The following is a 24,049-nucleotide window of genomic DNA, read 5'->3' on the forward strand; positions in this document are numbered from 1 at the left end:
TTATTTTAAGATTCTTTTAAAATCTGTCTGGCGGCTGTTTTATTTTTCACCTTATCTATGACGCGGGTACAAATCCCTTTTTCGTCGAAAATGAAAGTAGTTCGCATGACACCCATGTATTCTCTTCCCATGAAATTCTTCATTATCCAAACTCCAAATTTCTCTAAAGTCTCTTTGGACTCGTCAGAAAGAAGCGGGAACTGAAACGCATTCTTCTCATGAAATTTTCTTTGAGCAGGAACTGGGTCGGCAGAAATTCCAATTAATTGATAACCTTCTTTGGTTAATTCAGCAAGATTATCATTCAGATTACATGCTTCGGTGGTGCAACCAGGCGTGCTCGCTTTCGGATAAAAGAATATAACTAGTTTTTTTCCTAAGAAACTCTTTGACTGTACTTTATCACCATCTTGGTTTAAAAGTTCAAATTGTGGTAATTTATCTCCTACTGTTAACATAATGTTTAATTTTGTTCAAATTTAGAATTAATATGTTAAAAAAACAAAGAGCAGCAATTGTAATGACCGAATTAGAGAAAATCTATCCTATAGTTCCCATTCCGCTGGATCATAGTTGTCATTTTACGCTCTTGGTCGCGGTTGCTCTTTCGGCTCAAACTACGGATAAAAAAGTAAATGAGATTACACCCAAACTTTTTGAGGTTGCAGGCGATCCATTTAAAATGAAAGATTTAGAATTTGAAGAAATTAAATATTTAATTAAGGAAATAGGCCTGACCAATACGAAAGCAAAAAACCTTAAACGAATGTCGGAGCTTTTAGCAGAAAGACATAACGGAATTGTACCGCAAACATTTGAAGAATTAGAGGCACTTCCTGGTGTTGGTCATAAAACAGCGTCGGTGGTAATGAGTCAGGGATTTGGATTCCCAGCTTTTCCTGTAGATACGCACATTCACAGGTTGATGACGCAGTGGAAACTAACTTCTGGGAAAAATGTAGTGGAGACAGAAAAAGATGCGAAGAAATTATTTCCGAAAGAAATCTGGAATAAACTGCACTTGCAAATTATTTTTTATGGCCGAGAATATTCGCCAGCGAGAGGAAATAAAGAAAATGATTTTATAACGAAGATGCTTTTCGATTAAGTATTGTATTTAGAAATGAAGAACGCTCTATTTCAGCAATACTTCAACCTTTTTAACGAGATCATCAATCTCAAAAGGTTTAGACAAGAAATCATCTACACCCGCAGTCTCACTAAGTTTTTTAGCGTCGGGATGTGCAGACATCATCATGATTTTAATGTCTTTCGTTTCGGCATTGCTTCTAACTTTTTTGGTCAAAGTACGGCCATCATAGCCAGACATCAGTAAGTCGGTAATGATTAATCGCGGTTTTACGTATTGCAAAATATTTTCAAATTCCAGAGGATTAGAACATGACTCCACATCGTACCCTTCCGAAAGTAAAATATTTTCGATCAGTTCGCATATGTCTTTATTGTCGTCGACCACCAAAATTTCCATAGTTCTATTTAATTTAATTTTTATGTAAAGGAAGCGAAAAGTAAAACTTACTCCCTTGATCTTTCTTGCTCTCCACCCAGATTTTTCCCTGATGCCGATCCAAAATATCTTTTACGATAAAAAGACCAATCCCGAAGCCGGGGAACGTTTCTTCATCATCACCAGACACGCGATAGAAGCGTTCGAATATCTTAGTTAATTCTTCGCTATCGATTCCTATTCCATAATCCCGTACCGAAACAATGGCACATTTACCATCCGTAAAAAGCTCCACATCAACATTTGAAGCCGCGGGCGAATATTTGATGGCATTGGTTAAAAGATTATTCAAAACCTGGGTAAGCCTTTCTTTATCTGCGCGCACTTCAATATCTGAAGAATGCTTTAATTCAAAATTAATGTGATGACTGTCATCCGAAGCTTTGATATCTTCTATGGTTTCTGTCACAAGCTCTACCAACGAAAAATCTTTTTTGTTTAAGGGCAATTTCCCAGATTCCATACGGGAAATATCCAGTAAGTCCCCAATCAGTGAATTCAGTTTATTCACCTGGTTTTCAATAGTATTTAATGAGTTGACCAAGAATTTGTCTTCTGAATTAGCACGCATTTTTTTTAAAAGCTGGACATAACCTTTAATGGTCGTTACAGGAGTTTTCAATTCATGGTTGGCCATTTTAATGAAATCATTCTTGAGTTTTTCCTGTTTTTTCATGTCATCGATATCCGTGCTGGTGCCGACCCATTTCTTCACAGCGCCATTTTCATCCAGCTCGGGAAAGGCTCTACTCAAAAACCAATGATATTCGTTGGTTTTGCTACGAAAACGGTGTTCTAAAAAGAAGGGTTCTTTAGTTTTTATACTTCTATACCAAAGTCTTTCGTTTTCCTTTCTATCATCGGGATGTACGATATCAAGCCAACCATTAGCTGACAAAAACGTATTGTAATCTTTACCCGAATAATCCATGGTGGCTTTGTTGAAGTACGTAAGTCGGCCGTCACTTTCGCCAATCCAAACGATTTGCGGAATTGCATCAGCTAAAAACCGGTACTTTTTTTCACTCTCGCTGATGTTCTTTTCAAAATCTTTCAACTCTGTTATATCGCGAATAGTTCCCGAGACGAAGGGCTTGGTTCCTTCATAACTGTCATGAAGTCGCCCATAAATCTCGATCCACTTTACCTTTCCATCTCGAAGAATAATTTTGGTTTGATAGAATAGATCACCTGTTTCTTTAGCTTTTAATAAAGCTTCCGTTCTAGAATCCAGAAATTTCGGGTGAATATGTTTCTCGAATACATGAGAATCTATGGTTTCAGTATCTGCGTCATAACCGAGTATGGTCAGAAAACGAGGTGAGAAATTATATTTCTGCTGTGTTTCAAAGTCCATATCAAATCGGCCTAATTTGGTGGCATCGAGCGCCGTATTTAGCAGATGATGACTTTGCTGTAAAAGGATCTCGGTATTTTTTCTTTCGGTAACATCTTGCAAGACACCCAGCATGCGAACCGGTTTTCCGTCGTCATCAAAAAATATTTTACCATTGGTTGCAACCCATTTCTCATTACCGTTTTTGTCGATAATACGGGCTTCATATTGGTAAGTCCCAATCTTCAGGGCTTTTTGAAATGCATTTTCAACCACTTGTTTTTGATCTTCACTTGCTAAGTGACTTCTAAATTGTTTGTGAGAAACCTTGTCTTCTATTTCATACCCAAATATTTTGGACAGAAAGAACGAATGCACGATTTCGCCTGTTAGAAGATTTAAATCCCATGTCGCCGTTTGCGAACTTTCGGTAGCTAACCTTAGTCTTTCCTCTTCTTCTTTAACTTTAGTTCTAATTTCTACCAGATCGGTCACTTCAATTACTACGGTAGCGAAATATTGCAGGTCACCCGTTTCACTATAAATCGGCTGATAGACAAAATTGAAAAAAACGTCTTGTAAAACACCAGCCCTCTTCAATTTCACACTGTGTTCTGGCGCGTAAAAAGGTTGTTTAGTTTTTTTAACATTCTCAAATATAGAAAGCAATTGATCTTCAGTTTCCGGAAAAATGTCGAAGATTTTCTTACCCAACACGTCCTCTTTCGTTTTCTGAACAATGTCCAGCCACGCCTGATTTGCAAATTCAAAGACATAATTTTCATTGATCAATGAAAACCCAAACGGTGTCTTTTGCATAACGTTTTCAAGGAGATTCTCTTTGAGCGAGAAGTGAATATGGGGAGAATTAAAGTCCATAAAGGAGGGAGATTTTTGACCGGTAAAAATACTACTTATATCTTAATATTTTCCTAATTATTTAGCTAGGCAACCTTTTTCAATCACAGCTATTTGGGAAGGAGAATATTCTTTAAATTCGACAGAACTGATCATTGTTGAAACGCATCGCGAAGTCAAATTTTAACGGAATTCCTATATTTTAAAGTCAATGATTTTTTACTGTTTCTTTGCCCAAAGTTCCATCTTACGATCTAAAACATCCAGCGGCAGACAACCCTGATTTAAAATTTCATCATGAAAATTCGGCAAAGAAAACTTAGCTCCTAGTTTTGATTCATACCGATCACGCAGTTCACGAATCTTTAATGATCCAATTTTGTAACCTAAAGCTTGTCCCGGCATCGCCATATATCTTTCTATTTCTGCAACCGCACTTCCTTCATCATAAGAAATATTACTGAGAAAATATTTAATGGCATCTTCCCGATTTAAGGCTCCCGTATGCAAACCTGTATCAATCACAAGTCGCACCGCACGCAACATTTGATCGCTGAGATAACCCATTTTCTGGTAAGGGTCGGTGTACAAGCCAAACTCTGGACCTAAAGTTTCGCAGTAATGCGCCCAACCTTCGCCATACGCACCGAACCAGCCAAAACGCATAAATTTTGGAAGTTTTAAATTTTCTTGCTGCAAAGATACTTGGTAATGATGTCCTGGAATTGCTTCGTGTAAGAACAAAGATTCCATTCCAGAGGTAACATTAAATTTCTCCGGATCGGGAATTGGCATGTAGAAAATTCCTGGTCTTTTTCCATCGGGAGTTCCGGGCATATATTCAGCACTCGCCGTAGCTTCCCTGAATTTTTCAGTCTGTCTGATTTCAAAAGGAGTAATCGGATCTACGTTGAACATTGTTTTCAATTTCGGTTTGATCTTCGTTAAAATTCCATTAAAAGCATTAATAACTTCTTTCTCCGTTTTATAAGGCATCGCTTTCGGATCAGATTTTACGTGCATAATGAATTCCTCCAAAGTCCCGCTAAAGCCCAATTCTTGTTTCACCTTTTCCATTTCAGCCCGAAGCATTGCGACTTGTTCTCTACCAATTTTGTTAATTTCCTCGGGCGTTTTGCTCGTTGTAGTCCAGCTTTTTGTGTAATAGGCATAAATCTCATTTCCTTTTGGCAAACCGTTTATTCCGTCCGTCGTTCTGGCTTTCGGCCAGTATTCTTTTTCTAAGAAATTTCCCATCTTGGTGTAAGCGGGAATAATTTTTTTCAAAATAACCTCTTTATAAGACGCGGTCAGTTTTTCCTTCTGTGAACTGCTAAAATTTTTGGGGAAATTTTTCAGCGGTCCGAAAAATATATTTTTGTCAAAATCTTGACTTGTTAATTCATCAGCTCTCATTTGTGGAATCATTTTCACCACCAGTTTCTTTGGCAAAACGATACTGTTTTTCATTCCCTCTCGGAAGTTTAATTCTGCAGTGTCCATCCATTCAGGGAATTTTTCCATTCTCTTCAACCAGTCCTGATAATCTTTCTCAGTTTTAAAGGGTTGACTTCCTTCACCGCTTCCTAGCAAAGGAAAATCCAGTGGCAAACCTCCAAACTGAGTGAACGGAATATATTCGGGATGATAAGCATAGCGCTCAATTTTATCCTTTAAAGTATAATCCAAAACATCGTAAACAGTCCTGTCATCGTCGCTCAAAGTTTTATAATCTAACTTCTTCAATTGATTTTGAACGGAACTATAAAAAGAAATTTCGCCAGAGATAAAATCTTTGTCAATGTTGATCGGCAACTGATCGTTATATCGAAGATCGCCTTGAGAAGTGGCTTCCAACGGATAAAGTTTAAGATATTGCTCGTAATAATTTGCTGCAATGGAATCTACTTCAACCGGTGTGATTTTGGTCAAAGGAGAATCAGATTTTTTACAACTTGTAAATCCCGCCAAGAAAACTACTCCTAAGAAAGCAGTGTATATAAAATTTTTCATGATCATACTTTTGAAGATGCTAATTTAATTGTTTTAGTTTAAAGTCTGCTATGTTGATTTACGCTGCTGATTTCAGTAGATTCGAAAATTACATCAAATAACTTTGCACAATCAATCTATTTTTTATCTTTGCTCAATCAGTTTCGCTGATTAATTTTTTAACTCAATTTTTCTTAAAAAAATGAAAGGGATTTTAAAAATCTATCATCCGGATGAAACCTTAAAATATCACATCCGAAGTTCTTATTGCAAAGCATTTTACAGCAACACTCAACATTTTTTGGAAGTAGAAATCATGACCGATGATTCATTGGATCATGTAGATGATGATTCTTTACAATACCAATTTCCGCAAATTTCGATAACCGTTTTCGATTTCCCCATGGAGGACGCCGAACTAGCTGGGAAATGTTTTGACCTTAAAGATTCAGACGCCGATAATTTCACCGGAGTTGATCTCTTTAATAATGAAGATGTTTTTTTAACCGACACCAAACTCACTTTTAAAAATGATGGTGCCGGGCAATTAGAACTTTTCTGGGAAGGAAGCCTTACCGATTTTTATACTGGCGCCGATCAACCCATTCCCTTTAAACTAAAATGTAATTTCAAGCAAGACGAAATTATTGTAGACGAAGATTAATCCTATTTATTTCAGTTCTACTTTAAATAAATACCTTAAAATCTGTAATATTAAGGTAATTTTGACGTTCAATTTTAAAATCAAAAAGTACACATGTTTTTACAAACTCCAACGCAAATCATCAATACCACCACAGAAAAACACGTTTTTTCACTTTGGGAAATTCTTTTCGGCGGCGGGCTCGTCGGAAATATTATTATGATTGCGATTTTTCTTTTAGGAATATTAGCGCTTTACATCTTTTTAGAAAGATACTTTTTCATTAAAAGAGCTTCCAAACAAACTCCCAACTTCTTAGAAAATATTAAAGATTTCGTACAGGAAGGAAAAATCACAACTGCAGTTGATTACTGCAGAACTATCGATTCGCCAGAAGCTAGAATGATCGAAAAAGGTTTGGCCCGCATCGGCAGACCTATTTCTGACATTTCCAACGCGATGCAAAATCAAGGACAATTAGAAGTTTCTAAATTAGAAAAAAACCTAAATATCTTAGCATCCGCCGCTGGAGCCGCACCGATGTTAGGATTCTTAGGAACCGTAGTCGGAATGATCATGGCGTTTTTTGAAATCTCCAACGTGACTGGCGCGGTAAGTCCTAAACTATTGGCAACTGGGATTTATACAGCGATGGCAACTACCGCAATCGGTTTATTCGTCGGAATTCCAGCTTACTTTTTTTACAATATTTTGGTCACCAATGTTGATCGTTTGGTTTTAAAAATTCAAACGCATGTGAATGAATTTCTGGATACTTTAAATACGCCGTTATAATGGAGTTGAAAAGAAAAAACAGAGTCAACGCCGAGTTCAGTATGGCCTCGATGACCGATATTATTTTCCTGTTGTTGATTTTCTTTATGATTACGAGTTCTGCTATTAGTCAAAGTGCTATTGAAGTAAAATTACCGACCGCTGATAGCGCAAACCCGAGTGTTCAGGATCCGTCGGTGGTTACGATAAAGGAAGACGGCAAGTATTTTGTAAACGATAAGGAAATTGCAAAGGACCAACTCGAAAATTATTTGGTTACTACTTTGAAAGACGTAGAAAAACCATCATTCACGATCAGAGCCGATGAAAACACCAAACATAAAGATGTTGTTTTCGTGATGGGAATTGCCGAGAATAATCAATATAACTTATCAATCGCAACCACTCAAGAAGAGTAATCGATTAGTTAATAAAAAAAGGAATTCCGCATCAATGGATTATATCATTAAACATAAAAGAAACGAAGCGAAAGACAGAACATGGAGCGCAATCATAACGCTGCTCATTTCACTGGTACTTTTTCTGGGGATTTTCTTTTACAAGTTTACCAAAATTACCGAACAACCCGAGCAACTTACGACCATGCTCATTAACTTCGGCGATAATCGTGACGGTGCAGAAATAGAGGAGCCAGCCAATCAGGAAGGAAGTTTAGCCGCCAATTCAGAAGTTACAGAACCCGTCGAGGAAATTGTTCCTGAAGCAAAGCCAGAACCGGTAAAAGAAATGGTAAAGCCTGCGGAAAAAGTAATAACGGGAACAAATACGAAAGTAAGTGCTCCGAAAGTTGAAAAAGTAGTTAAAGCTAAAACACCAACTAAATCTACTCCCGCAAAAACAACCACGCCGAAGAAAGAAACTCCCGCAAAAGCGACGACTCCAAATTCAAATACTGGCTCTGGCGATGGCAAAGGAACTGCAGCCGTTGGAAATCTCTTGAAAGGTCGAGGAACCAAAGCTGGCACGCAAGGAACGACGGGAACAACTGGTAATGCCGGCGATCCTTTGGGTGGCGACGGAAATGGCGATAGCAAAATTGGTGTCGATCGAAAACTCGTTGGATTTATTCCCGGAACGATGGGCCGTGGCGGCGCACAACCTTCTCATAGTTGTTCAGCGAGTGGAAATATTAATATCGCCTATACAGTAGACAAAGCTGGCAATGTCATTTCAGCTCGGCGTTCAGGCGGCGCTTCCGATCCCTGCGTGGTTTCAACATCCGTGAGTTGGGTGAAGAGATACGTAAAAGCAGAAAAATCGAACTCCGCTTCTACTGGAACTTACAGTATTACTTTTTAAATTTATTTGGGCGACTTATCCGCCTTCCACTCCCAATCTTTTTTCTGCCAGCGCCGAAGTCCAACTGAAAAAAAAGGATTTCCGTTCAAGTCGGGTCGCAATTCCAGCTTCAATTAAAGAGCAGAATAAATAAGGAAACCTTTTAGATACCAAAAACTTTTAGGAATTTTGCCTCATGACAAATCAGCAATATCAAGAAGCAATCGACTGGCTTTTTGTACAGATACCAAGTTACCAAACCGATGGACAAAAAGCCTACAAACCAGGTTTAGAAAACATCACAAAACTCTGTGACTTGTTTGGTAATCCGCAAGAAAAACTCAAGATGATTCACATTGGTGGAACCAACGGAAAGGGTTCTACTAGCAACATGCTTGCCTCTGTCTTGCAAGAAGCAGGTTATAAAATTGGACTTTACAACTCTCCCCACCTCATCGATTTTACAGAACGAATAAAGATCAATGGTGAAAATTGTGACAAAGAATTCGTTTATCATTTTATTCAAAAGCTGAGAAATTTACCCGAAGAAATAACGCCGTCATTTTTTGAATTCACGACGATTATGGCATTCGAATATTTTTATCAAAAGAAAGTCGATTACGCAATCATCGAAGTAGGTTTGGGCGGACGATTGGATTCTACCAATATTATTACTCCTCTGGTGTCTGCCATTACAAACGTTGCCTTGGATCATCAGGATTTATTAGGAAACACCATTGAAGAAATCTCCCGTGAAAAAGCCGGCATCATCAAACCAAATATTTCAATTATTTCAGGTGCAGATGATTTGGTCGTTAAAAATATCATTAAATCAGAAGCATCCGAACTGAAGACTGAATTCATCGATGCTACAACAATTACTACCGATTTAAAATCAGATTTAAAAGGGAACTATCAGCAAAAAAACATTAAAGTTGTTTTAGCTTTAACTAAAGAATTGCAAAATTCAGGATTAACCATTTCAGAAAAACACATTCAAAACGGACTTTTGAAAGTACTTAAAAACACCAACTTCATTGGACGTTGGTTTGAGTTTTCAAAAGATCCACTCATCATTTGCGATACTGCGCACAATCAAGCAGGCTTAGAACTTGTTTTTGACCAATTAAATTCTATTCCAAAATTCAAACATATCATTTTAGGCTTTGTAGCAGAAAAGAACATTACCGAAGTTTTACAGATTCTTCCTCGCAACGCTACCTTCTATTTTGCTAAACCATCCAACAATCGGGGCCGTCACCCTCAGGATTACGAAGATTTATTAAAAAAATCGAAAATAATTTATAAAATTTTTGATACGGTTCAGGAGGCGTATCTTTTTGCAAAACAACAACTTAAAAAAGAAGAAATGATTTTTATCGGCGGAAGCAACTTTGTAGTCGGAGAATTTCTACAAAAAAATTTGGAGGAGTAGAAAATTTTTGTACATTTGCCGAACCAAAATTTGACACATCAAAAATGGTATCGGGCTCTTAGCTCAGTTGGTTCAGAGCATCTCGTTTACACCGAGAGGGTCGGGGGTTCGAATCCCTCAGGGCCCACCCAAGAAACCTCAGTTCATTCTGAGGTTTTTTTTAATTAAGGGCAGTTAGCTCAGTTGGTTTAGAGCGCTGCGTCGACATCGCAGAGGTCACTGGTTCGAACCCAGTACCGCCCACCAAAACTTCTCAAGAAATTGAGGAGTTTTTTTTGGTTTCAAACCACTTCTTACTCACACTCAAAACATTCCAAATAATTCTTTTTCAAAACATTGAGATTAATTTCCTAATTTTAATCTCAAAACACAAACCATGCTAGTAAAAATTTACGGGAGCGCCATCTTTGGAGTTTCGGCCCAAACCATCACCATCGAAGTGAATGTTGATACTGGCGGCGTTGGTTATCATTTGGTCGGACTTCCAGATAATGCAATCAAGGAAAGCAGTTATAGAATCTCGGCGGCTCTGAAAAACATTGGTTTCAAAATTCCGGGAAAAAAAATCACCATCAATATGGCGCCAGCAGATTTGCGCAAAGAAGGCTCTGCGTACGACCTCAGCATTGCCTTAGGGATTTTAGCAGCTTCTGAACAAATCAGCGCCGAGGAGATTAGTAAATATATTATTATGGGTGAATTATCCTTAGATGGCGGATTATTACCCATCAAAGGCGTGCTACCAATTGCCATTAAAGCGAAAGAAGAAGGATTTAAAGGAATTATTTTACCCAAACTAAATATACGTGAAGCCGCGATTGTAAGCGAACTGGAAGTTTATGGCGTGGACAATATCAAGGAAGTAGTTGATTTCTTTAATGAAGGAATTCCGCTGGAAAGAACGACTATTGATATTCGTAAAGAGTTTCAGGAAAAGGTTCATCATTTTCCAAATGATTTTTCAGAGGTGAAAGGTCAGGAGACCGCCAAACGCGCCATGGAAGTTGCTGCAGCAGGCGGACACAATATTATTCTCATCGGTCCGCCAGGAAGTGGGAAAACAATGCTAGCCAAAAGAGTTCCAACCATCTTGCCGCCCTTAACTTTAAAGGAAGCCTTAGAAACAACTAAAATTCATTCTGTCGCAGGAAAAATCGGAACTGAAACTTCTTTGATGACGGTTCGTCCATTCCGAAGTCCGCACCACACAATTTCTGATGTAGTTGTGTATAATGTACACATTGTCTAAATTTGTACAAAACTATTTGTATGTTAGGTATTTATGCAAGAGTGTCTCAAGAAGAAGACACTGACCATTCACTGAAGGTTCAGGTCGATTTAGGAACAAAATACGCCAAGGAGAAAAATTTGGAATTTCTAATTTATGAGGATAATGGAATTTCGGGAACTCTCAGTATTGACCAAAGACCAGAGCTTTTAAGATTAGTTTCGGATATCAATTCGGGACTAATTAATCAAGTTTTTGCTATCGAACAATCTAGATTAGAAAGGGAACCTATCGTTTGGATGACATTATTTAAACTCTTTCAAGATACTGGAACAAAATTACACTTTTACAACCAAGGAGATTTTGATTTTGAATCTGACAATAATTACTTAATGTCAAATTTTCTCTCTGTTGCAAATGCATTTTATGTTAAAACTACTAAGAAGAAAGTAAAAAAAGCTCTGCTTTACAATGTTGAGCAAGGTAAAGTACATGCAAGTCCTCCATATGGCTATACAAAGGATGACAATAAGTTTTTGGTAGTTGATGAAGATGAAAAACCGATTGTAGAATATATTTTTAAGCAATCTCTGTCTGGAATTGGAACAAATAAAATTGCTGAACTTCTTAATGAAAAAAAAGTTCCAACATCTTATAGCAAACTTCCTGGTGAATATAAATATTTGAATAAAGATACTGGAGTCTTGACAATACGAAAAAAATCAGATTCGAAGTGGGCAGGGAAAACAATCCAGGGCATAATTAAGAATACATTTTACAAAGGGAAAAGATACTGGCAGGGACAATTCTATGATGTACCAGCAATTATCTCCGAGGAATATTGGCAACGGGTAAATGATAACCTAATAAAAAACAGAAATAATTCAGGAAAAAAAGTCACACATAAATATCTGCTTAAAGGAAAGATTACCTGTGCAAGATGCGGTAGAAACTATACAGGATTATCTCGAGTAAACAAAAATGACCACGTTTATAGATGTTCATCAAAAAGAATTAAAGGGCACACGTGCGAAAACGGTGGAATAAATATCGACAAAATTGAAAATGTAATTTGGAGTTATTTTTTCGAAAAAAAAGAGGTGTTAAATTTAATAAATTCTGGAAGTAGCTCTAAAAACGAAAGAATATTAGAAAATGAAAATCAAATTAAGCTAAACAAGAAAAGATATAATGCATTAATTAGTGAGCGAGATAAATTAGTAAATTTTATTACTAAAGGAATCGTTAGCGAAAATGAGGCAAAAAAAGAGGTAGAGAGAATTAGAAAGGGAATCCAGGAAACAGAAACGGAACTAAAGATATTAAATCAATATTCTGCATTAATAGAAAGCTCCAAAGAACTATTAGTAAACTCTTCTGAAGACTTCAACAATTTTTCAAGCACATTAACTTTTGTCGATAAGAAAGAAGTTATAAACAAATACATAAAAAGAATTTTTTTAAACTTACTTGATATAAAAAAAAGAAGTTTTGCTATAAAGATTGATTTTAATTTTGGCATTGATAGTGAAAAATATTATCTTTCAGGAGACTTCATTACATCTATCACACGGAAAAAAATAATTCAAATAAACGGTATTGTTCAAAATGAAATCTGTTCTCTGGATGAATTTAATAATTTAGTTTTATACACTAGTAATGGAATTGTTGCAAAACCATGGATGAATTTTAACAATACTATAATTCCTATTATCAACCCATTTTATCCATATGGAGTACCACAAGACTGGAATTTAGAAAATTTAATAGAATTTTACCAGTTAAATCCTGAATGGTTATCACCAATTACTGGAACAAATATTTATTGCATGAATGAAAATGAATTTAACTATACTTGGTTTGTAGAAAATTATACGTTGTATAAAAATAAGCCTCTCCGAGAATGGTTCATCTTTTTACTTTCATTTGACCTAAAAGTGGAACAACATATAATAAAAAAAGGTATTCCTATATCGAAAAGAAAAATTAAATGAGATTCAATTTCCTTCAAAACGACCCTTCATTAGAATCTCAATGGAGAGCTATAATTCTGTTCGGGAAGAATTCAGCTACTTACAAATTTGCATTTGGAAAAGCTCTTTTAGAACTTGCTTCTACACAAAAAACCGACATCTCCATTAGTGAACTTGCTCCAATCTATGTCAACAATATATTACAGCATCTCAAAAACAGTGACAAGCAAGGAAACTCTAGTTCGAGCACATTTCTCAATGCATGTAGAAAACATAATGTAGATGAAATTAGCTATGATGCTTTGATTGCAGTTACTGAAAAATACGGTTTCAATAATGTAATAGATGCTTTCCAGAATATTAATGGAGGAGAAATCACCAATAAGTTTTATGAGAAAGATTTCAGTGGAAGTTTCAAAAGAATCGTGATAACGGACGATTTGTTGCGACTTAAAGAAAGTATTCAATTTCAAAATTTTGTACACGAAGTAGATTCTCGTTGGAATTTGGTAGAAACAGCCTGGAATCTTAATCTAAATCCCAATTTGCTAGAGATAAAGATAGATGATGAACTACAAACTCTTTACCTGGAAACATCCTTTATGAAGAGAAAAGAAATTACGTCAGCAAGAGCATCTTTAAACGGATATCAAAAGGGTAAATGCTTCTACTCCTTTCAAGACATCACGATAATTTCTGGAGATGAAAATCTCGCTGCCGTAGACCATTTCTTACCTCATGCTTTTAAGGTTAATCTTAATAATGAAGGTGCTAACGTTAATGGGGTTTGGAACTTAGTTCTGTCAGATAGTGACGTAAATAATAATAAAAGGGCTAAAATCCCTGAAATAAAGTATTTAGAAAGACTATACAAGAGAAATGAGTTCTATATCGAGAGTAAGCATCCTTTAGGAGAAACAATTGTTAATCAAACTGGACGAACTTCAGATGAAAGAAGAAAGTTTTTACAAAAGCAATACGAATTATGCTTAAATTTAGCTATCCAGAAATGGTCACCAAAAATTGAATTAGAACCTTTATTTTAATGATAGACTTTACTGAAATAAAAGAGGAAAGCATAATACTCAGGACTCATTACTTCTTTATATTAAAAGACGCATTTCCTGTATCTCCTGGACATTTGCTGATTATTTCAAATGAGGTGAAAAGAGATTTCTTTGAGCTGTCTTATATTGAGATGATTGAGCTGACAAAGGTAATTGAATTGGCGAAAGAGATAATTTTAAAAGATTATGAACCTGATGGATATAACATCGGAATGAACTGTGGAGAAGTAGCTGGACAGACAGTTTTCCATTTTCACTGTCACGTTATCCCAAGATATAAAGGTGATATGGAAAATCCAAAAGGTGGCGTGAGACATGTTATTCCTGAAAAAGGGAGTTATTAAAACACTCAAATACGGTAAGCGATGTATCTATTTATCAATATACTTATTAGCAAACAAATAGAACAATATAGATGCCATACGTATTATTCTGCTCTATATGTAACATACTCTATCTTAGACTCTCTGCTCAGGAAAAAAAATACGCATTACTTGCAATCACTTACAAGTAATTAAATTGTAATACATAACTATTAAGCAATGATTTAATACTTAGGTTACCACTTTCCACATATTCATATTATTCGTATATTTGGGAGTTGTAGTCAATTATAAGACTATCTATCTTCAATATTAAAAATTAATTATTAAATCAAATGAACAAATTTTTACTGATTATTGCAATCGTAATAACAAATTTTTATTGTGCCCAAACTTACACTGATTTACTAAATATTACTAAATTTTACGGAAGTAAAGTAGAGAATTTTGAAAAAACCTTTAAAGTTAAACCCTTTGAAAAAAAATCAACTTTCGGAAAATCAATGCTGATATATAAGATGGCAAATTATAATGTATCGATTGAATCGAATTCTGAAGATGAGACAATAAATCGGATTGACTTGTTTCAATTAAATATTAATGCTGATTTAATAACCGAACTTTGGTATAAAATGACAACAGAGTTAAATAAGAACCCACTATTTCATATTAAATCTACAGCTTTTAAAGACAAAACTAAAGATTTCGAAACTACTGATTTGAAATATGATGAACTATTAAAACTTTTAAGAAGTCTAAATTACCCTGAAAAATTAATTTATGTAGTTACGTATGAAAAAGAAAATCTTATTTATTCGGTTTCAGGTTTTCAAAACAATTTTATAATTAGTACATCAACTATTCGAAAGTAAATCATAAAAAACCTACCTAGAACATGGTATTTGTAAAAAAAATCCCGACTCACTTGATGACCAGAGGCTTTCTTCACAAATATCCAACGCTGTCTGCAATGCAAAAAAATCTTTGTGAAATATAAATCCTACAAAAACATTAAACCTATTTTTTAAATATGCGAAAAATATTATATACAACTACTTTAATTTCAGGGTTTTGTTTTAGTCAGTTTACATGTTATCTCCCTACAGGTGAGAAATGCACTGCTGAACAAAGCAAAGGCAGAAATTTAAGTGAAGTCATGCTCAATTTTGACAAATATGAACGAATGTATTTTGAGTTTCCAAAAAAGACAACAGATTTTGTAGTTTTTAAATCTCTTTCCAAAATTCCAGTATTTCTCCTCTCAACTAAAAACGATTATACAAAAGAAGAAGTCCAAAAAAATGTAGAAGAAATTGACTTTACTTATTATTTTGGGCAATATAATTCAGGATTAAAAATGAATTTAGATAAATTGATTGAAGAAAAAACAGGAACTGACATTTTTGTTACTGATTCAATGGATTCACCTAATGAATCAAAAGAAATGAATATAAAAGGAAAAAAATTACGGTACATGACATATTCAAAATATGGTTTGAAATTATGGTTTGAAGATTCAATTCTAGTAGGCTACGAACAATTATAAATAAAATACAATGAAAAAACTTTTTTTACTCTGCACTTTAGTATCTACATTTGCTTTTGGGCAAATATTTACAATCAAAGATTTTTTAACCGTTACAAAAATTACTAAGGAACAATTAGAAGCAAAATATAGTCTAACATCGGAAAGTAACAAAACTGAAAAAAATGGGACTGTTTATCTATATTCTGTTAAAGATACACAAGGTGTAGATTGGAAACTTATGATAACCCCTAGTAAAACAACAATTTCAAAAGCGGTATTGTCAACTATGTCTCCAACAAAAAATAAAATATTTGCAGAGTACTCTTATGTCTTTGATAAATTTATTGAAAAGAGAGTTCTTGTTGATAATAAATCAAAAACAGAAATTCCATATTTTACAAAAGATGAATTTAGTGATGCATATTATAGAAATGAAAAAAATGGTGATGCTGAAACACTCAAAACTAAAACAGCGGTTTTATACGGAAAGGCAATTGGTGCGAACCTAATTTTCGCCAATGATTCAAATATATATTCGATAACAGCAACACCCTCTAAATAGGTTCAAAGTATAATAACATTCACAGCAAAGCAGACAACATAGTATTTCTATTAGCGGGGCGGAAGTTCATATCATAACGAATTTTCGTAATTGTTTAATTTGTTATAGACGATTTATTAAAAGTCTCCGCCAACAGAGATATCCAACCTTTAGCCGTAATTCTATGAAAACATCACAATATAAAAATTTATTAATTACGACCGTTTTGCTGTTATTTTCTTGTAATGATAATAATATTAAAGAAAAACACATACTACAAGAAAGTAAAACTGAATTATTAGATTACAAATTTGAACAAGATAGCATACTTGATAAAGTTGATGTCAAAATATCTAAATCATTAAAAGATGATACTAAAGATAAAACTGATAATTTATTTTTAGATTTTAAATATGGTATTAATGATGATGAAATACAGAAAACTACGAATGAATTAATTATTCAAAAAAAAATAAGAAAAGAAGGAGATAAATTATATTACGACCTATTTACTAGTAGTAAAATATTTCAATGTGAAATATACTTAAATAACAATTCTTTAAAACCACCTAACAAATTAAATACTGTTGCTCTAATTTGTGAATACTTCCCTTTTGATAAAAATTTAAATCCAAATCTTTATGATTTAGATAAGGTAAAAGAAGTTCTTTTAATTAATAATAGAAATTTCAACTCTATTAAAAAACTTTATATACAAAAATACGGCTTACCCAAAGAAAATGATTACGGTCTTATAGGAGGTAGAGGTGATAAAGCAGTGTTCGAAATTAGATACCCAGATTTGGCAAAAGAATCAAACAGCACACATCCTAAAGCACTCATTTTTGAATCTGGTGAAAATATAGTTGAACTTGCATCTACAGTTTACGGAGGGTTTTGCATCATTTATCATTCAAAAAAAAATATAATTAAGAGATATAAGGAGGAAAATTCTAAAAGTGTAAAAAGTGAAAAAGATTCTTTTGATGATATTTAAGGTTTACGCCTAACAGCGTTTTTGCAATAGTGCGGGATTTTCGCCAGGTTTAAAGATTTTAGATTTTCTGAAAATTAGTTTATAATAGAAAGATTTGGTATTCTAAGCCGCACCATAGCAAAGCAATGAATTTAAATTAATTGAATTTAAAACATCAACTTTCACAGAATTTTTAAAAGCGTTACAAATGATGAGGCTAATTCCTGATGAGGTCGTTTCATTCGGTGATTTAGACATTGACATAATTTCTGCAAAAGCCGCTGGAGTAAAAGGATATTTTTGCAAATGGGGAGGAACTGAGCCAGTCACTTCTAAACCTGATGTAATAATTAACACACCGAGTGAATTGACTAACTGGGTAGTTTGAAGACCTTAAATCTATAATTAAAATATGCTAGATAATTTATTACAAGAGCTACTTAGTCTAAGCCCATCAAACGTTTTCGAGATAGGACACTTGAAAATATGGCTCAAAAAAAACCACAAATTTTATGAAGAATGCAAATGGAGCAGTGGTTTCGAAAAAGAGCATACCAACTCATTTGTAAATTGCACTAATAAAAAAGAATTTCAATATCTCTATGAAAGTCTAAATGATATCGTACAACTTCATAAATTTGAAAAGTTTGCTGAAGAAGAATTGGCAATATATAAAAGCATAAACTTAAACAAGTCAGAGGTACGTAATTGGATAATCAAAAATGAGCAATTTGCGAGTGAGGACTTAGCATGTTTCTTTACAGATTACTTAGACTATTCAGACAATCAGGAAGCGATAATAAATTTACTTGTATATAGAAATAGTGAGAGGAAAACAGATGTTTTTTTGGATATAAATGAAATACAACACCTAGTAAATTACAAAACTTTGTTTGATGAATTGTACTACAGCAAAAAATTATATTCTGAAGGAATTGAGAGGATAATTCCAAGTTAAAATAGCTTTTTAACTATCAATGTGATAAAATTACTACATTAGACGCAAGCGGTTTCTAGGTGGACAATTTACACCTTTAAAAGACTATTATTCAACTACTTAAATAACTAATCCATACGTTTCAGATGGCATATCCTTATTTTTGTACACGACTTATGGATTTGAATGGGATTTTCCTAGTTGCGATTGGAGTTTAGGGAAGAGATACAGTAACACTTTGATGTATATCAATTTACCACGAAATACTGATTTAAACCAGCTCTACTTGATAAAGAATGGTCACAACCTTTCAATTAAATTGACCATCCTTGTCCTTTCAAATTTTAGAAATCTTTTCTAGCTTTCCAGCGATATAATTACGTCTCAATCCAGTCAATTCGGAAAGTATTTGCACAGCTTCTTTTGAAACTAATTCATCTTTAGATTTCAAAGCCTCTTGAAGTCCGAAATGTTTCGAGAAAACATCTAACAACATCTTAATTATCCAATTCTCCATAACTTGTTTTTGCTCATCCATAACTTACTGAGGAATTTGTTATACATGAAGAGTTCTTTGTCAATATTACAAACTAGAAATAGCCCTAGTTTCTTATCCTCTGTGAAGCTATCAAAGCGTTTCTCAAAGTAATCATATCGGAAAGGATTCTTATCAATATCTAATCTAGGTGCCGAGTAATAGCATATAAACATCTCTTGGAGCAGCTTTTCTTCTGGGAAGTGACCTTTACTTAGGTCAATTATTTTCGTCTTCACCGTGTCGGAATATATATCGTCAGTAAAGTGAACAGAAATAACTTTACTAATGTTTTGGTCTAAGACCAGGTTCAGACAATTTTCTACTGTTTTAACATCATCTTCATCCATCATGAAAATATTTTCAAATGGAAACGTCTGGGTCAGGTAAAAATTGAAATGTAATCTGACAAAGTTTTCTTCCGTAATTTCAGAAAGATATTGAAATTGAATGTTGCGGTAACTCACAGATATATACTTCTTAGTCAAAAGTGCCAGTTCATCTACGTCATCAGTTTCACGATTTTCTTCAATGTATTTAACGAATGAATCAGAAGTCCTACAAAAACTGTCGTATGCGTGGATGACTGCCATAACAAACATATTAATTTTCGAGATAGAATCGTCATTGTAGAAATCGTCATCTTCACAATAGTAATCTGCCTCAATTCCTTTGATGGGATATAAAGGCTCGCATGTGACATAATTTTTTGTGTGCGCAGTGACTTTAAAAATATAAAAAGAGAACCGACAGAAGGTTATTAGAATATGTTCCATATTAGGGTGTTTTGTTGTTAGTGATAGAATGAATTATCTTTTCTTTAAGACCCTCTAGAAAAGCCTCCTGGGACACTGTAATCAGCCGTTTGCCCGTTAGCATTTCCATCTTTGAGAATTCTAGGTACTCAATTAGATAATTGACCATTGACGGAGTGTATTCGAAAAAATGAAAATTATCCTTGAAGAATGCTTCTCCAAAGATTTGCTTTATCCTTTCATTTTTTTCAGTTGGAAATTCATCGTCTAGGAATATGCTTAATGAAAATTCCAGCTCTCGTAGTTTTTCCTTCAAGATGTGACGATTAAGAACCAGTTCAATTTCTAAGATGAGCTTTTTCCTGAATGCATGTAGAACCCTTTCCTCAAAGTAGCTCACAATATCATAATCTCCCGATGAGGTTTCAGAGTATTTTATTCCCTCGACAGGAAACACGGTATCTATTGCAAAACCGTGTTTGGTGTGTTGCAATACTTTGGCAAAGTAATTAGTATCGCCAAAATTAATACGTAGTAGTTTGTTTTGCATCATTTTAGATTTTCTGGTTATTTTTAGTAGAAGTTTCAAATTCAATTTGAGGTTCAATACCAAATTTTGTTAGGAAGGATTCCGACATAATTTTTAATGTTTTAGGGACGTCAGATTTTTTAACTGCAATACAGTCGTGAACTGTTAGACATTGTATTTTATTTTTTAGCAACTTGCTTGCAATTTCATCCAACATAACTTCAGCTTCAAGATTAAATAAAGCATGCGAAAACTGTTTATGGTTTGCAGTTTTCAAGTCATCTATTAGCACATAAACTAAAGGAAAATGTTTAACAAACGTCCATTTTATCTCGTTGTAGTTAGTATTTTCATTTCGAGCATAAATCAAAGACATAAGCATTTCCTTAGTTAATTTTCTATCTTCTGATGCGTCACCATTGTAGGTCTCATTAATTCTTTTTTCATATTTCTCTTTCCACTCTTCGTTTGAGAAATGTTTTTTATAATCATCAATAAAGCTCTCATAAAATTTACCACCAACCGCTAATCTCTGAAACCTCTCTAACTCTTTATCCAAAAGGCTTTGGAGAGTTTCAGGAATCATATAAGAGAGACTTAGACAATAGCCTAAGGTTGGTTCTATGTTTTTTCTTTTCAAAGCTTCATTACTCAACTTAGTCACGTCACTTGAAAGGTCTAACGTTGGAGCTTTCGTAAACTTCAATTTTCGCAAACGGCTACTTTGGTCTTTAATGGAATATTCTGAAACTTCTCCTGAGAAAACTTCTGACCCTAAGTTCAGAATTGAATTCCTTTCAAGAGAGTTTGACCCAATGTTTATTTCAGTTGGTTTGATGCTAGGTAGGAGTTTAGGCACCAAACTCTGGTAAGCTTTAATCGTATTAAGCTTAGGTAAACTTTCTTTTTGGCTAGAATTCTCTGGGACAAAACCCAACTGAAATAATAGTGAGTTAAAATCAGTCAAGGGGAAAGGGTTACTTAGATTACACCCATCACTAATTGAAAATTGCGTCAGTGGTAATTGTATATCTCTAAAATCCTCCAGCACCAAGTCTATACCTTGCTCAGCTAAGCATTGCTTAGTCAAATTGTAACTATATAAGGCAAAATACTTCTTAGACGTCAGGTTACTAAGCATATGATGACTAAAGCTATAATTGCTTTTTAAATAATTGGAAAGAATATACATGACACAATTCTTCACATCTATTTGCTCAAGTTTTTCACCGTCAAAATGGAGTAAATCCCTTACCGTTTTTGGAAGAAAGGAAAACGTAGAATAAAATCTACCTAAAGGTTTTATTATCGGAGTTTTTCTTTTAATATTAATGATGTTTTTAACATTCCGAATTTTTCTTCCACTCACTCTTCTACTTCGGAAGCTCTTCTCTTTATACTCGACAAAAGTAAAATTTGACCGATTGAAATAAAATTTACCGTTTAGTAAATTCATCATTTGGATTAAGCTATTATGATAGGCTCCGTACTTATGCACGCTCTTAAATTCATCATCGAGCATATAACCTCCAAATGAATTTTGAATGAACGATTCGCAGTACTTTTTATGGAGCGATTTTTCAGCTTTTTCATAATCAATCCCAAAACTTTCTCTTCGAAATGGTTTAATGAGATTCTTACAATATTTTTCTGTAGACTTATCCTTAAATCTGCTGGCAATTTTCTGAATTAACTTATTAGCCGAGAATATCTTGACTGATAACCTCTGGTATCTGAAATGTGGCAGGAAGCCATAACCAAAACTTTTACCCCCTTTTTTATAAGGCGTTCGGTTAATTACATATTCCTCTTTTAGAAAGCGATAGTAAATTAAATAGTCTTTACCCACCTCTACTTCTAATGATTTTGCTCTAATTCTAGCGTGAGATTTTGAATAAAAATCGAAGCCTGAACCATTAAAATTTCTTCGCTTATGAATGCTTCGCTGACCTATGAGCGATAAAAACCTGATAACTTTAAATGGATGAAGATTATTTGCGGATGCCTTTTCCAGAAGTTCATCTAAGTTCAAATTTTCTGGTACGAAAAAGAAGAAATCGTTTCTTTTAGGGTAGTACACATTTGATTCTTCAATTACAGGTGGGTCAACCTTACTGAAATTTATTAGGTTATCTAAACCAGCGAGTGATGGATTCGCTTTTGCAAGCTCATCTAATATTTGTTCTTTTTTCATGTTCTTAATTTTTTATGTTCTACAAATAGATTAGTAGCAGAATCATTAGAACACGAGTGAACGTTTAGAGTCTACCATTTTATTTGAGTCCGAAGACTCCGAACCATCTAATTTAATAGGCTTAATAAGCCATATTTTTAAAGGTTTTCGTTACAACTGTCCAAGTTGTATGTATAATTTCTTTTCATTTTACTTAATTGTCATTAAAATTATTTTATTCGAATCTGCGATAGAATTTTATCATTTAGCATTTATATTTAAAACACTGGTTTCTTAACTTCTGTATTTCTTTTTTTAATCGTTTTAGCTAAAATTCTAATGTCAAAGTATCGTCTTCTCTTTATGACAATGCAAACATATCACTGAAAAAAATCCATAAAAATACCCCTTCGAAAAAGGGGTATAAAAAAGGTATAATAAAATTGATTAATTTATTGAAAGTATAAGTTTGGGTGCTTTGGAATCCCTGTTTAGAGTTCTTTGAATTGTATTTTCTTTGAAATCTATAGGACGACCATTTAGTAGATATTGGAAGTTTTTCATAATCCAAGTACTTAGACTTTGTTTAGAATTCGCAACTAATATATTTTCTTCATAAAGCATCTTTAAAAAATATGTTAGAACAATAGATTTTTGTTGGAATACTAACTTACTCTCGAAATTTACAGATTTACTATTGATAATTTCTTTTAGAACCGTTTGCTCCTTCTGTGTAAAATAAGGAGATAAAACATTAATAACTCGCTCACAATCTACTTCTCTAAAGCTTACCAAATTTTCAGCATAATTTTTTGTGTATTGCTTTTCAATATCAAGGGCTTTCACGGTCTCAAACTCTGCATTTGAAATAGAAAATTTCTGAATTAAATGAATTAAAAATGTATGATAAGTTAATGTTCCATCATTCCTTAAACCTTTTAGAACTTGAAGAATTCTATTATTTTGAATTGCAATATGATTTGTCAAAATTGAATGAGAATTTCCTGAGGAATATTCATGTTCTAAATCAATTTCAATATGACCAATACACGAATATAACAAGTATTTTAAAACTAATATTTTTTCTAATCTCTTACTATAACTCTCATACCATCTGACCTTAAACTCATGGTTTAAGTACACGAATCTTTTATTTAATGCAGTTTCAGTATAAAATGGTAATAGAATTTTTTGTTTATTTTCTGAGATGGGAGAGAAATTTTCTTTTAGGAATATTAAGATTTTGAGTAGGCACAATTCAATCTCGTTTTCATACAAAGCCAAATTATTATTAATAGAATTGTTAATAAAGATTTGAACATTAGGCTTATTTGGAAAACTCAATTTCCAATTTACGTACGATTGAAAACCAAATTTTGAAATAGTGATTAAAAGATTTTGTAAACTATTGAGATTACTTGTTAGATATTTATCACACAAATATTCGGACAAATTCTCTGAAACAAAATTTGGTTGATAGTCAGCCAAGACAGTCAAAAAACCTTGCTCTTCCTTTAAACCAGTAATTTTAAAGGATAAGGAAAAAAGATTTTTAACATCGCTTAACATCAAGATATTGTTCTTTACTTTAATTGTTTCTGATACTAGTCCTTGTCACT

At 33.9% G+C, this 24,049-nt stretch carries 24 protein-coding genes, 2 tRNA genes and 1 pseudogene; 17 read left to right on the top strand and 10 right to left on the bottom strand.

Features of this window, described 5'->3' with window-relative positions:
- Positions 1–5 precede the first annotated feature (5 nt).
- Complete coding sequence (bcp, locus tag BMX49_RS01205; RefSeq protein ID WP_034717880.1) at positions 6–458, bottom strand: thioredoxin-dependent thiol peroxidase; 453 nt, start codon at positions 456–458, stop codon at positions 6–8.
- A gap of 32 nt (positions 459–490) precedes the next feature.
- On the opposite strand from bcp, the gene BMX49_RS01210 reads away from it, so the two are divergent.
- Entirely contained in the window at positions 491–1,108 is a 618-nt protein-coding gene (locus BMX49_RS01210) for an endonuclease III domain-containing protein (protein ID WP_034717882.1), read from the top strand.
- Positions 1,109–1,135: 27 nt separating this feature from the next.
- Here BMX49_RS01210 and BMX49_RS01215 read toward each other — a convergent pair whose 3' ends face one another.
- The 3 genes from BMX49_RS01215 to BMX49_RS01225 all read right to left on the bottom strand — a co-directional run bounded on the left by BMX49_RS01215 (position 1,136) and on the right by BMX49_RS01225 (position 5,735).
- Positions 1,136–1,489 carry a response regulator gene (locus tag BMX49_RS01215; protein WP_034717884.1) on the bottom strand — a complete coding sequence of 118 codons (354 nt, stop codon included), beginning with the start codon at positions 1,487–1,489 and terminating at the stop codon, positions 1,136–1,138.
- Between the two features lie 13 nt (positions 1,490–1,502).
- Positions 1,503–3,743: a PAS domain S-box protein gene (locus BMX49_RS01220; protein ID WP_034717886.1), complete on the bottom strand. Its 2,241-nt coding sequence runs from the start codon at positions 3,741–3,743 to the stop codon at positions 1,503–1,505.
- A gap of 198 nt (positions 3,744–3,941) precedes the next feature.
- Positions 3,942–5,735 (bottom strand): DUF885 domain-containing protein, encoded by a 1,794-nt coding sequence (locus tag BMX49_RS01225; protein ID WP_034721029.1) that lies wholly within the window; start codon positions 5,733–5,735, stop codon positions 3,942–3,944.
- Between the two features lie 181 nt (positions 5,736–5,916).
- On the opposite strand from BMX49_RS01225, the gene BMX49_RS01230 reads away from it, so the two are divergent.
- From BMX49_RS01230 to BMX49_RS01300, 15 genes and pseudogenes are all read left to right on the top strand, one after another.
- Positions 5,917–6,378 carry a hypothetical protein gene (locus BMX49_RS01230; RefSeq protein ID WP_034717887.1) on the top strand — a complete coding sequence of 154 codons (462 nt, stop codon included), beginning with the start codon at positions 5,917–5,919 and terminating at the stop codon, positions 6,376–6,378.
- A 93-nt stretch (positions 6,379–6,471) separates the two neighbouring features.
- Positions 6,472–7,152, top strand: a complete 681-nt coding sequence (locus BMX49_RS01235; RefSeq protein ID WP_034717888.1) for a MotA/TolQ/ExbB proton channel family protein — start codon at positions 6,472–6,474, stop codon at positions 7,150–7,152.
- Positions 7,152–7,550: an ExbD/TolR family protein gene (locus tag BMX49_RS01240; RefSeq protein WP_034717889.1), complete on the top strand. Its 399-nt coding sequence runs from the start codon at positions 7,152–7,154 to the stop codon at positions 7,548–7,550. Before BMX49_RS01235 ends, BMX49_RS01240 begins: the two co-directional genes overlap by 1 nt.
- A 34-nt stretch (positions 7,551–7,584) precedes the next feature.
- A complete protein-coding gene (locus BMX49_RS01245) occupies positions 7,585–8,451 on the top strand; it encodes a hypothetical protein (RefSeq protein ID WP_034717891.1) in 867 nt (288 codons plus the stop codon).
- A gap of 175 nt (positions 8,452–8,626) precedes the next feature.
- A complete protein-coding gene (locus BMX49_RS01250; protein WP_034717894.1) occupies positions 8,627–9,865 on the top strand; it encodes a bifunctional folylpolyglutamate synthase/dihydrofolate synthase in 1,239 nt (412 codons plus the stop codon).
- Between the two features lie 52 nt (positions 9,866–9,917).
- A tRNA-Val gene (locus BMX49_RS01255) sits at positions 9,918–9,992 on the top strand.
- 41 nt (positions 9,993–10,033) lie between these two features.
- Positions 10,034–10,111 (top strand) — tRNA-Val (locus BMX49_RS01260).
- Between the two features lie 130 nt (positions 10,112–10,241).
- A pseudogene (locus tag BMX49_RS01265) lies at positions 10,242–11,093 on the top strand (YifB family Mg chelatase-like AAA ATPase); the annotation flags it as partial.
- 41 nt (positions 11,094–11,134) lie between these two features.
- Positions 11,135–13,087: a recombinase family protein gene (locus BMX49_RS01270; protein ID WP_051803632.1), complete on the top strand. Its 1,953-nt coding sequence runs from the start codon at positions 11,135–11,137 to the stop codon at positions 13,085–13,087.
- Positions 13,084–14,112, top strand: a complete 1,029-nt coding sequence (locus BMX49_RS01275) for an HNH endonuclease family protein (RefSeq protein ID WP_034717897.1) — start codon at positions 13,084–13,086, stop codon at positions 14,110–14,112. Before BMX49_RS01270 ends, BMX49_RS01275 begins: the two co-directional genes overlap by 4 nt.
- Positions 14,112–14,477, top strand: coding sequence for an HIT family protein (locus BMX49_RS01280; protein WP_034717900.1), 366 nt, complete (start codon positions 14,112–14,114; stop codon positions 14,475–14,477). Before BMX49_RS01275 ends, BMX49_RS01280 begins: the two co-directional genes overlap by 1 nt.
- 314 nt (positions 14,478–14,791) lie before the next feature.
- A complete protein-coding gene (locus BMX49_RS01285) occupies positions 14,792–15,328 on the top strand; it encodes a hypothetical protein (protein ID WP_034717907.1) in 537 nt (178 codons plus the stop codon).
- A 158-nt stretch (positions 15,329–15,486) separates the two neighbouring features.
- Positions 15,487–16,002: a hypothetical protein gene (locus BMX49_RS01290; protein WP_126337170.1), complete on the top strand. Its 516-nt coding sequence runs from the start codon at positions 15,487–15,489 to the stop codon at positions 16,000–16,002.
- 10 nt (positions 16,003–16,012) lie between these two features.
- Positions 16,013–16,546, top strand: a complete 534-nt coding sequence (locus BMX49_RS01295) for a hypothetical protein (RefSeq protein ID WP_034717910.1) — start codon at positions 16,013–16,015, stop codon at positions 16,544–16,546.
- A gap of 163 nt (positions 16,547–16,709) precedes the next feature.
- Positions 16,710–17,522 (top strand): hypothetical protein, encoded by an 813-nt coding sequence (locus tag BMX49_RS01300; RefSeq protein WP_034717911.1) that lies wholly within the window; start codon positions 16,710–16,712, stop codon positions 17,520–17,522.
- Positions 17,523–17,624: 102 nt separating this feature from the next.
- Here the strand turns inward: BMX49_RS01300 and BMX49_RS14565 are convergent, their stop codons facing one another.
- Positions 17,625–17,858 carry a hypothetical protein gene (locus tag BMX49_RS14565; RefSeq protein ID WP_143055871.1) on the bottom strand — a complete coding sequence of 78 codons (234 nt, stop codon included), beginning with the start codon at positions 17,856–17,858 and terminating at the stop codon, positions 17,625–17,627.
- Between the two features lie 55 nt (positions 17,859–17,913).
- On the opposite strand from BMX49_RS14565, the gene BMX49_RS01305 reads away from it, so the two are divergent.
- Positions 17,914–18,459, top strand: a complete 546-nt coding sequence (locus BMX49_RS01305) for a hypothetical protein (RefSeq protein WP_034717912.1) — start codon at positions 17,914–17,916, stop codon at positions 18,457–18,459.
- Between the two features lie 316 nt (positions 18,460–18,775).
- On the opposite strand, the gene BMX49_RS01310 is transcribed toward BMX49_RS01305, so the two are convergent.
- The 5 genes from BMX49_RS01310 to BMX49_RS01330 form a co-directional block, all read right to left on the bottom strand.
- Entirely contained in the window at positions 18,776–18,955 is a 180-nt protein-coding gene (locus BMX49_RS01310; RefSeq protein ID WP_126337172.1) for a hypothetical protein, read from the bottom strand.
- Positions 18,940–19,749 (bottom strand): hypothetical protein, encoded by an 810-nt coding sequence (locus BMX49_RS01315; protein WP_034717915.1) that lies wholly within the window; start codon positions 19,747–19,749, stop codon positions 18,940–18,942. The genes BMX49_RS01310 and BMX49_RS01315 overlap by 16 nt, the downstream gene beginning before the upstream one ends.
- 1 nt (position 19,750) lies before the next feature.
- Positions 19,751–20,281, bottom strand: coding sequence for a hypothetical protein (locus BMX49_RS01320; RefSeq protein ID WP_034717916.1), 531 nt, complete (start codon positions 20,279–20,281; stop codon positions 19,751–19,753).
- Between the two features lies 1 nt (position 20,282).
- Positions 20,283–22,451 (bottom strand): hypothetical protein, encoded by a 2,169-nt coding sequence (locus BMX49_RS01325; protein ID WP_034717917.1) that lies wholly within the window; start codon positions 22,449–22,451, stop codon positions 20,283–20,285.
- Positions 22,452–22,877: 426 nt separating this feature from the next.
- Positions 22,878–23,999, bottom strand: coding sequence for a hypothetical protein (locus BMX49_RS01330; RefSeq protein ID WP_034717919.1), 1,122 nt, complete (start codon positions 23,997–23,999; stop codon positions 22,878–22,880).
- Between the last annotated feature and the right edge of the window lie 50 nt (positions 24,000–24,049).

This window comes from Kaistella antarctica (assembly GCF_900109615.1).
Classification (GTDB): Bacteria; Bacteroidota; Bacteroidia; order Flavobacteriales; family Weeksellaceae; genus Kaistella; species Kaistella antarctica.